The sequence below is a fragment of the Geobacter sp. OR-1 genome (genome assembly GCF_000813145.1).
Taxonomy (GTDB): Bacteria; Desulfobacterota; Desulfuromonadia; order Geobacterales; family DSM-12255; genus Geoanaerobacter.
This window is the reverse complement of sequence record NZ_BAZF01000015.1, coordinates 102,919-111,370: the sequence shown is the minus strand read 5'-3', so window position 1 is coordinate 111,370 and position 8,452 is coordinate 102,919. Positions and strand designations below refer to the sequence as shown.

Genomic DNA, 8,452 nt, shown 5'->3' with positions numbered 1-8,452 from the left:
TCACCATTGAATCTGAGTACTTCTTGCGAGGTGCTCAGATTCTTTTTTTGTGCCGTGTATTTGATGGCTCCGGCCAATGATACATAGCTACCGCGTACCGTCGCCTGATTCCCTTTCAGTTCAATTCCCCTAACCAGCAAGTGCAGATACTCCTTTGAAAATGGCGTATCCCTGTTCAAGAGCTTTTCCCGCAACAGACCGGCAAACACCTTGACCTCTTCCATGTCGATGCTGTCAACCATAGCCTGTGTTGTGCTGCTATACCCTTCTATCTTGCGGCTGATTTCCGTTTCCTGCTTCTTCAGTTCATCAAGCCGCTGTTTCAGGATAGCGTCAATCTGGATGCCGTTCTCAATCGAATGATACAGGTTCTTCAACTTGAAATGCACTGCTTCAAGCTGCTTGTTCAGTTCGGTGATGCTCTGAGGGTTGTCACCCCGCATCTTCTGTTTAAGCTCCTTAAGTATCATCCCGACACGTTCGGGAATAAAAACCTTGTCTGCCAATGCCGACAGCACCGACATTTCAAGCTTGCCCATCGGAACCATCTTTGACGAACAGAGGTCAAGGTGCTTCCGTGTTCTGGTATTACAGCGATAATAGAAATATGTATTGCTCTTGCCGGTTGCTGCGGTCATGGCTGCGCCACACTCCCCGCAACGCAACAAGCCGGTTAGCAGTTTCGGCGACGTCAAGCGCCGCGGGTGGTTCATTTTCGGGCTTCGCTGGATTCTCTTCTCCTTGACCAGTTCAAAAACTTCCGGTGAGACTATAGGCTCAACCGGAATGCGGATGATTTCAGCAACATCCTTCTTTTCACCGGTTTTCCATGTTTTTTGATTGAACAGCTTTTCACCTTTATAAACGGTATTGGTCAGAATCTGATACACGGTTGTAGTACTCCACAACGAGCCACGCCGGGTAATTCCCTCTTTATTCAGCAATGACGCAATATCTTTCACCCCCATGTTACGCTCAATGTAAAGCTTGAAAATCCGCTCAACAACCGGCACTTCAAGCGGGTCAAGCACTAACAGTTTCTTATGTCCCGTTCGTGCCGGTTCATCTGTTTCCTGTATCCGATAGCCAAACGGGACAGTGGAGCCATTGAAGAAACCCCTTTCAGCGTTACGAATCATACACCGCAATGTGTGCTTCGCATTCTCCCGGCTGTTCTGTTCGTCAACCATTGCTAGCATTCGGCGCAAGAATTCGTTTTCTTGGTTGTTGATTCCTTCCTGGCTGATAGATGCAAGTGCAATCCCGTGCTTAGTCAATCTACGCTCATAAAGCGTGAATTCAACCTCGTCACGGAAAAACCGGGAAAAGCTATGCACGACAATGATATCAAAGGGCCGATGCTTGCTGGAATTGCAAGCATCGGCCATCATGCGCTGAAATGCGGGGCGGCGGTCGTCTGTGCCGGTCAACCCCTCATCGCAATACTGTTGCACAATTTCATAGTTGTTCTTAGTGCACCAGTTCAGCATACTCTCAATCTGGTCGGGCAAAGAGAGGTTAAAATCTGCCTGACGTCCGGTGCTCACCCTTGCGTACAGCGCTGCTCTCATCAGTTTTCTCCCTCTTGTCAATCAATAGCTCTTGCAAAATGTCTTGAAAGTATACCTCAATCAAAGAGATTTCTGCAGTCAATACGGAGCGTTCGACAAAGTCCAGTTCTTCAAATTGTATTATTACTTCTTCTTCGGGGAATTTCTGTTTCTTTACATTCGGCGGATGTGACATGATTCTACCCCGCTCGCCGAACAAGCGGGGTAGATGCCCAGAAAATCAATCATGTGCAGTTCCTCCCTGTCGGAAGCGGCCCAACGTCGAAGACGAAAAGGCCGGAGAATCTGCACCCCAGGCATATTTAGGCGGTGTGACGCATAAGTCACACCACGAATAATGATTGCGTTTAACGATTGCGGTCAGGTTGACTGCTTAGATCATGTAAAACGTGGCCTTTAGGAAATCAGGACGCACGTATGGCGGAAAAGCCTGGGGGAATGCTGCCCCGCGTGCAGGAATCACGGGCGCAGTCTGGCGACGCTCCAATTCATTGCGTCGATGGAAACAAGAAAGTGTACATTTATTAACATAAAATCAAAGCTATGTCAATATGATATGCCCAAATAAATAATTATCTGTATTGTGAATATTTTTATTACAGTAAATCGGTGACTAATGATTGCAAATAACCGACATTAACTCCATATAAACAAAGCGGCAAGGTGTATTTATTGGTATATTAAGGAGGCAATAAATACAGGTAAAAACGCCATACAAGCCTGAATTATATAAAAAAATATGCAAAACAGCCTTGCATCGGAAGTCGAATTCTGCTACTGTTAAATCACTTTTCTTTTTCCCACTTTTTGAGTGCTATCGCACCTATCTTTACAATTGACTACAGTTTAATTCCATCCATTGTGACGAATTATACTCATTGTCAACTTATCACTTTATTTTACAAGTCATAATAATATTATCTGGTACAAATATGTACTGCTTATAATAGAAGTTGTGCGATAGCGCAACTTCCATATTGGAAATCACAAAAACAGAGGCGGTGTAAACCAACTCGATAACATAAAACTGTTAATCGGTTAAAAAGTTACTTTAGTAATGCCAAAAATCTGCACAAAGAAGAGAAGAGCTGCTCGTTGATGCGAATGCCAATCGCTATATACGGGTATCATGGCGCAACCACCTGTCGCCAAACAGGAACTGTAGCCATGATGGGGCTCGCCGAGTGCATTGAGAAATGCCCGCTCGGTGGGGAGGGGCGCTGGCTGGTGAAAATCCGGTCTTCGACCCACTTACATTGAAATCGGGCGACGTGGAAATAGTCTCAATCAAGCTATCATGATTGGGGCTCGTCATACATGAAAGGGTGAAAATCCCGAATCGGGGGGGACACATTGTGTACTACCCGGTCGTGGCGGGGGAGCGTGGAAGGGTTAACAACCTTCTTGGCAGTAATGTCGAACGCATACAGCTGAACCCGTTAAAGGACTGCATTGATGCTTGCAGCCAAAGCGCCTGTTAAAAAGGTGCAACCACGTGAGTTTGCAGGAAGTGGCCAGGTCAAAGCGCGATGAAGGCTATGCGTACAGAAAGCCAGTTTTCAGGGTGAGTAGGGGGGAGCTTGTGATTTCTGCCCCGTGCTGTGATGCACACAAACATAGCTGGAGCAACCAGAGCCTGCAGATGACATGTATGTCTAACACGGAAAGGGCCGAACGGCATAGCGTCTTGCGATATTGAAGACGCTATGTGCGAGGTCTGATTAGCAATCCTGAGTACCGTCTGAGCTATCCTTGCTTGACCGTAAGGGGCAACGTCCGCCAACTTGGCACTTGGCCGCCGTGAAAGCAGTTAAAACGGCAAAGGACACGGGAAAGGGATTCCCTAGCAATTAATTCTCTTCTTTGGGTTGTTTGTTCGCAGGTGCCGGCGTGGCAACCGTTCACCTGCGAATGCAGTAACAGCAGCAACTGACTGGAAGGTCGTCTATCTTCAAGTAACCGGAAGGTGAAAAAATGGATGCGGATGAGAGCTCACAGCAGTATTTATGTGGCTCATGGCAAGGTTTCATTCAACAGATCGTTTATCAGTTTGGGCGCGGATATGAACATTTCTGCTTAACTGTTCTTCCCGACGAAAAGCGCGATAAATGGCTGATGATAGACAATAAATTGATAAGCAAGTATGGCTGCAATAGGAGTAAATACCAGCGTTACCGGTCGAAAGCAAAGGGCGAGGCGAATTATGTGTATCTTCGGTGGCAACATCTCGCACTTTTGTTACGAACAAAGGGAACGCTAAAACCTGAATCTGACCGGTTTTGTGATATACATGAGCATGATTTGAGAATTCCGATTAGCTCGCTTGTAACCATGAAAATCCATAAAAGACGCAAAGAGACCACCACCGTCTTTTTGTCAAAAGATACAATCAAAGGAATGAAAGCGGAATTTGCCGATATCATCGGGAAAGACCATTTTGATAAATCATTCATTACAAAAAGAGTCCTGACGATCTGGGACTATACAAACGGTTTTCCGCAATACTCGGGACTGATTGAACAACGGTCTCAAATATTGGATTTTGTTGTCAAGAAGTGCCGGAAACATAACATTCCGTTAAAGCGTGAAGATTTCAGATTCAACACAAAACGGAAAATTTACAAAGTATGGTTAGAATCCCCGGATACAATACCGGAGGACGCATAGTCAAAGCCCCGGCAAGCGCGCACGTTACGTGAGCCGGGGCTTTTTGCGTTATATTAAGCAAGATGGAGGGTAAAAAATTTGGCCTCAGTTTGAATACGATCTCGAAAATTGTGCATTGTCAGAAATTATCGGGTGGCCACATAATAATTGGTGAATCAAAATTTAAGTTGTGTTAATTATTGTATGCTTGCAGTGATTATATTCCGAGTGGGGTCGGTGTGAGTGACCTTATAGACTTAGAAAAAAACATGTTAGAGAAGCGAATTGAAGCCATCCTCGATGAGCGCCGCCAACTGCGAGATGAACTGATTATGTTTCAGCGCGCTCTTGTCGGATTAGGGCCTATCCTTGTAACCGTATGGGGTGGAATATTCGTAGCTATTCTCGGCAAAGATGCACCCAGATTTTTTCAAGAAAATCGGATTTTAATCCTAACCTTCCTTAATCAGCTTCTATTTTTCCTCGGACTCTACGTTGCAATGATCGTTGTCAATGGTCAAATACACAACCGTTATATTGCTCATCTGGAGAATGAGCTTAACAATTTGGTTGGAAAGCCTACATGCATTTGGGAAATATCGGGGGATGCTTTCCAGCCATCATTTGTTGTGTTGACTGTGGTTTTGATTTTGACATTGAGTGGCGGATTTCTAGCTTTAACAAGCTTGACATTCGGAGCGACTCAATCCCATTGGCTCCTTATTCTCAATATTAATCAGCTAATTCTTGTTATTGGAGCATTCACGTATCAGTTTCTCTGGGGGGATAAACGCTATGACGAAAAACTCAAAAAAACTTTTTCCTAGACTGCATCAGCATCCGAACCGAAACATGCTAATAATTAATGTCATGGCTTTCATTAGCAAGTGACTACTTATGTTTATTGGATTCGACACTGAATTGAAGAGGTCGTTATATGGAGAACATCAAGCAGAGAGTAAAGCAAGGAAGACGTTTTCGCCTATTGCAATATTTATTTCTGATTATGATTGTATTAACACAGGGATTCTTCAACTACGCATACGCAGCGGATTTCGGTTATATTAATGATAAGAGTGGGAATCCTGTTCGAGTACAAATTAATGGAAATCAAGTTTATGACACTAATAATAATAAAATTGGTCAATTACGAGAGGATGGAAGAGGGATAATAGATTGCAGTAGGGGTGATACTTCAAATGTAGGAAGGTTTAACAATTTTTCTCAAATACAAAATGATGATGAGGCAAGAAGAAGAGCATTAATGCTTGAATCTAATTCATCACAAGCACAGCAAAAGTACACTTATGAAAACATGCCACTTCCACCAAAATCATATAACTATAAGACAGCTAAGCAGTATCAAAAGTCTGCCACCCAAGCATATAAAAATAGTAAATTTCTAGAAGGATATTTTATTTGTAATGAAGCAATAATAAGGGCAAATAGATTGGAGATAAAAGCTACTAATAAAGTTTTGTTTGATTTAGGTAAATCAAGAGAAGTTTTTCTATATTTATTAAATAATCAATAACAATGATTATTTTAGATAATAATGTAACAATTACATGTTAGTGACATTAGGTAAGTTATTAAAATAGATGCGCCCATTGTATGGCCTAAAAAGTAGTATTGTTGTCGCCATTGATTGGAGTGATAATTGCAATCAATAACTAGTAAATTTTCCTTGAAAGACTTTATCGCTTATCTGTTCCCAGGATTAACCTGGTTACTTTCGCTATTTGTAACGCTATCAGTAAATAAAGGGTTTCGTGATATTTTTCTGAATACTGAGTATATTAATAAATTTATTGCCGCTGCAATATTTTATTGCATTCCTCTAGCTTACTTACTCGGCGCAATAGCATCAAGTGTTGGTCATGTTTTGGAAGATTTGTTGATCAAAATCTGTGAAATACCAATAAAATCAACCAATAAAGAAAAAAAGAAGACTGATGACGAAAAAGAAAAAATTGATGCCTTCTTTTACGTAGTTAATGATGTTTTGAATGTCAAAATAGACAAAGATTCAATTAATAAAAGTACTGATTTAATAAGAAGTAACTATTTTTATTTAGCTCGAACATTTGTCGGAGAATTATTGCCATATTCTTTAGAGCATTCCGAAAGACAAGATACTGTCAGGCAAATGCGTCGCAATTCTCTTGTCCCTGTCATTTCTTGGGTGCTCACTGGAGTTACGTGGTACTTTTTGGGAGATCAATTATCCCCCCAACAGAAATCTATATTGTTAACAACATCTTTGTTCTTCGGCTTTATTGTTTTATGGGCATTATGTTATGGAATTTATAAAAATCGAGCTAGTCAGTTACGTGATATCTATTTGGGGTTACTTGCATTACCTTCACTACTAAACATACAGAAAGAAAATAAACCTAGCAATAATCGACGAAGCATCCGCTGTTTGTGTGTCTCTAAACGTGCAATATATTCTAATACTAAGTTGCATCCAAGAAGTCCGTAGGGACACTTCTTGTGGACGCCCAATCAGTGGCAAGTTTCATCCGCCACCAAGAGAGTGTTTTTTGTCATCTTGAATGCAATGCCGAATAAACACAGTTAGATGCGAAGAATATGATCTTATAAAATTGATAAAGAAATCAATTGTAATCTCTAACCATATACAATTACAGACATTTCCCAGTACTCTGATTCATTGCCACTGGCGCGCCAATAAAATTACTGGCCGATTCCTTAAATGGAATCGGCCAGTTTGTTTGTGAATGGGCAAAACCATTCTGAATCACATGGTTATGAGGTTAGGCTGAACCGGAGTGCACCCTCCTCGCGGATTCTGGCAAGCATGTCGAACCTCTTCTCACACGCTACTTGATTACGATATTATCCAGGATTGCGGATCCCTGGCCGACTGTAACCGTACCTTGGATCTCCGTACTGCTTGCCGCATTGACGAAGCCGGCATCATAACCACCTACTATCGTGACGGAGACTGGCTGGTTGAGGTTCAGGTCCTGATTGAAGGTATATGACTGGGAAATTATGGTATTGCCGCTGAGAGCATTGTTGTATGCCTGCTGCGGCGTAGTGTAAATACTCGACCAGTTCTCCGCGATCTTTACCGGGAGGGTTGCCGAAAATTCAGCCTGGATTGTAACATCCGCGCCAAGGGTTACGGAGCACTCCCCGGTACCGCTGCAGTCGCCCCCTGTCCAGCCGCTGAATTGTGAATTTGGAGCTGCCACCGCCTTGAGAGTAACAACGGTTCCCAGAGCAAATCGCCCGCTGCAATCCGGCCCGCAGTTGATCCCCGACGGCAGGCTCTGGATGCTTCCGCTCCCCGTGCCCGCCTTGGTTATGGCCAATACCGGATCAATGCCGTTTACCGCACCGCATACTCCCCCCTCGGCATAGAAGCCGTCGCCGTCATGGTCGGTGCAGAGCTGCACAACTTCACCGTTGAACCCGTAATATCCTTCATTCCAGTTGATTGCGAGCCTGTTGCCGCCCATGTGGATCATGAATGGATTTACCTGATCCTTGTTGCCTGAATGGACCCAAACTCCTGAACTCCCCCAGCGATACGAACCGTTTGCCTTAAGGTGTTGGATGAAGATGTCGAAGTTGCCGGAACGGTCGTCATGCCAGGCAAAGAGGGCGCCGCCATCACCGTCGGGGATGATGGTCGGAGCGTCCTGTTTGCCGTCGGCCGCGATTACCGGGACCCCTTCGGCCCCCCATACCGGTTCGCCCGCGGGATTGAGTCGCTGGGCATAAATGTCCCATTTGCCGTGGATTGTCGTTTCCCTGTTCCTGAGATCGAGCCAGGCCACGATGGCCCCACCCTGGCCGTCGCTCACCATATTGAGCCTGCTGGGACCGCCGGATGGTGAGATCCTGAACGGCATCGCCGTGAAGCCACTGGCAACCGGCACTCCGGTCTGGTTCCAGAGATGCTGCCCGGCACTGTTGAGACGAACGGCGTAGATGTCGTTCCGGTTGACGGCATTGTCTTCCGGATAAAGAAGGTGATTCCTCAGATCGTGCCACGCAAAAATGGCCCCACCGGCGCCGTCGGACATGACGTTGGCACCATAGCCGGAGCCATACGTGGTGCTTTCCGGGCTCAGCCGCTTGCCGGTTGTTTCCCACAAGGGGATACCGTCGCCGTTGACGTGCTGGCCATAAACGCCCCACCATGCAGAACCGGCCCAGGACAGATACGCACCACCGCTGCCATCTTCTGCCATTGCCAT

General features: G+C 44.8%; 6 protein-coding genes. 4 read left to right on the top strand and 2 right to left on the bottom strand.

Features of this window, described 5'->3' with window-relative positions:
* A partial coding sequence (locus OR1_RS14890; protein WP_152609924.1) for a recombinase family protein occupies window positions 1-1,571 on the bottom strand: 1,571 nt, incomplete at its 3' end.
* 1,974 nt (window positions 1,572-3,545) lie between these two features.
* Between OR1_RS14890 and OR1_RS14880 the strand changes: the two genes are divergently transcribed.
* From OR1_RS14880 to OR1_RS22115, 4 genes are all read left to right on the top strand, one after another.
* Window positions 3,546-4,238 (top strand): hypothetical protein, encoded by a 693-nt coding sequence (locus tag OR1_RS14880; RefSeq protein WP_041972677.1) that lies wholly within the window; start codon window positions 3,546-3,548, stop codon window positions 4,236-4,238.
* A gap of 218 nt (window positions 4,239-4,456) precedes the next feature.
* Entirely contained in the window at window positions 4,457-5,044 is a 588-nt protein-coding gene (locus OR1_RS14875; protein ID WP_041972676.1) for a hypothetical protein, read from the top strand.
* 110 nt (window positions 5,045-5,154) lie between these two features.
* Window positions 5,155-5,751, top strand: a complete 597-nt coding sequence (locus OR1_RS14870) for a hypothetical protein (protein WP_041972675.1) — start codon at window positions 5,155-5,157, stop codon at window positions 5,749-5,751.
* 126 nt (window positions 5,752-5,877) lie between these two features.
* The gene (locus tag OR1_RS22115) at window positions 5,878-6,702 is read left to right on the top strand and encodes a hypothetical protein (RefSeq protein WP_152609923.1); all 825 of its coding nucleotides are present in this window, start codon (window positions 5,878-5,880) and stop codon (window positions 6,700-6,702) included.
* Between the two features lie 361 nt (window positions 6,703-7,063).
* On the opposite strand, the gene OR1_RS14865 is transcribed toward OR1_RS22115, so the two are convergent.
* The gene (locus OR1_RS14865; RefSeq protein WP_041972674.1) at window positions 7,064-8,452 is read right to left on the bottom strand and encodes a hypothetical protein; all 1,389 of its coding nucleotides are present in this window, start codon (window positions 8,450-8,452) and stop codon (window positions 7,064-7,066) included.

Coding starts and splice junctions, on each gene's coding strand:
- OR1_RS14870 (WP_041972675.1), top strand. CDS start 5,155: ATGGAGAACATCAAGCAGAGAGTAAAGCAAGGAAGACGTTTTCGCCTA.
- OR1_RS14865 (WP_041972674.1), bottom strand. CDS start 8,452: ATGGCAATGGCAGAAGATGGCAGCGGTGGTGCGTATCTGTCCTGGGCC.
- OR1_RS14880 (WP_041972677.1), top strand. CDS start 3,546: ATGGATGCGGATGAGAGCTCACAGCAGTATTTATGTGGCTCATGGCAA.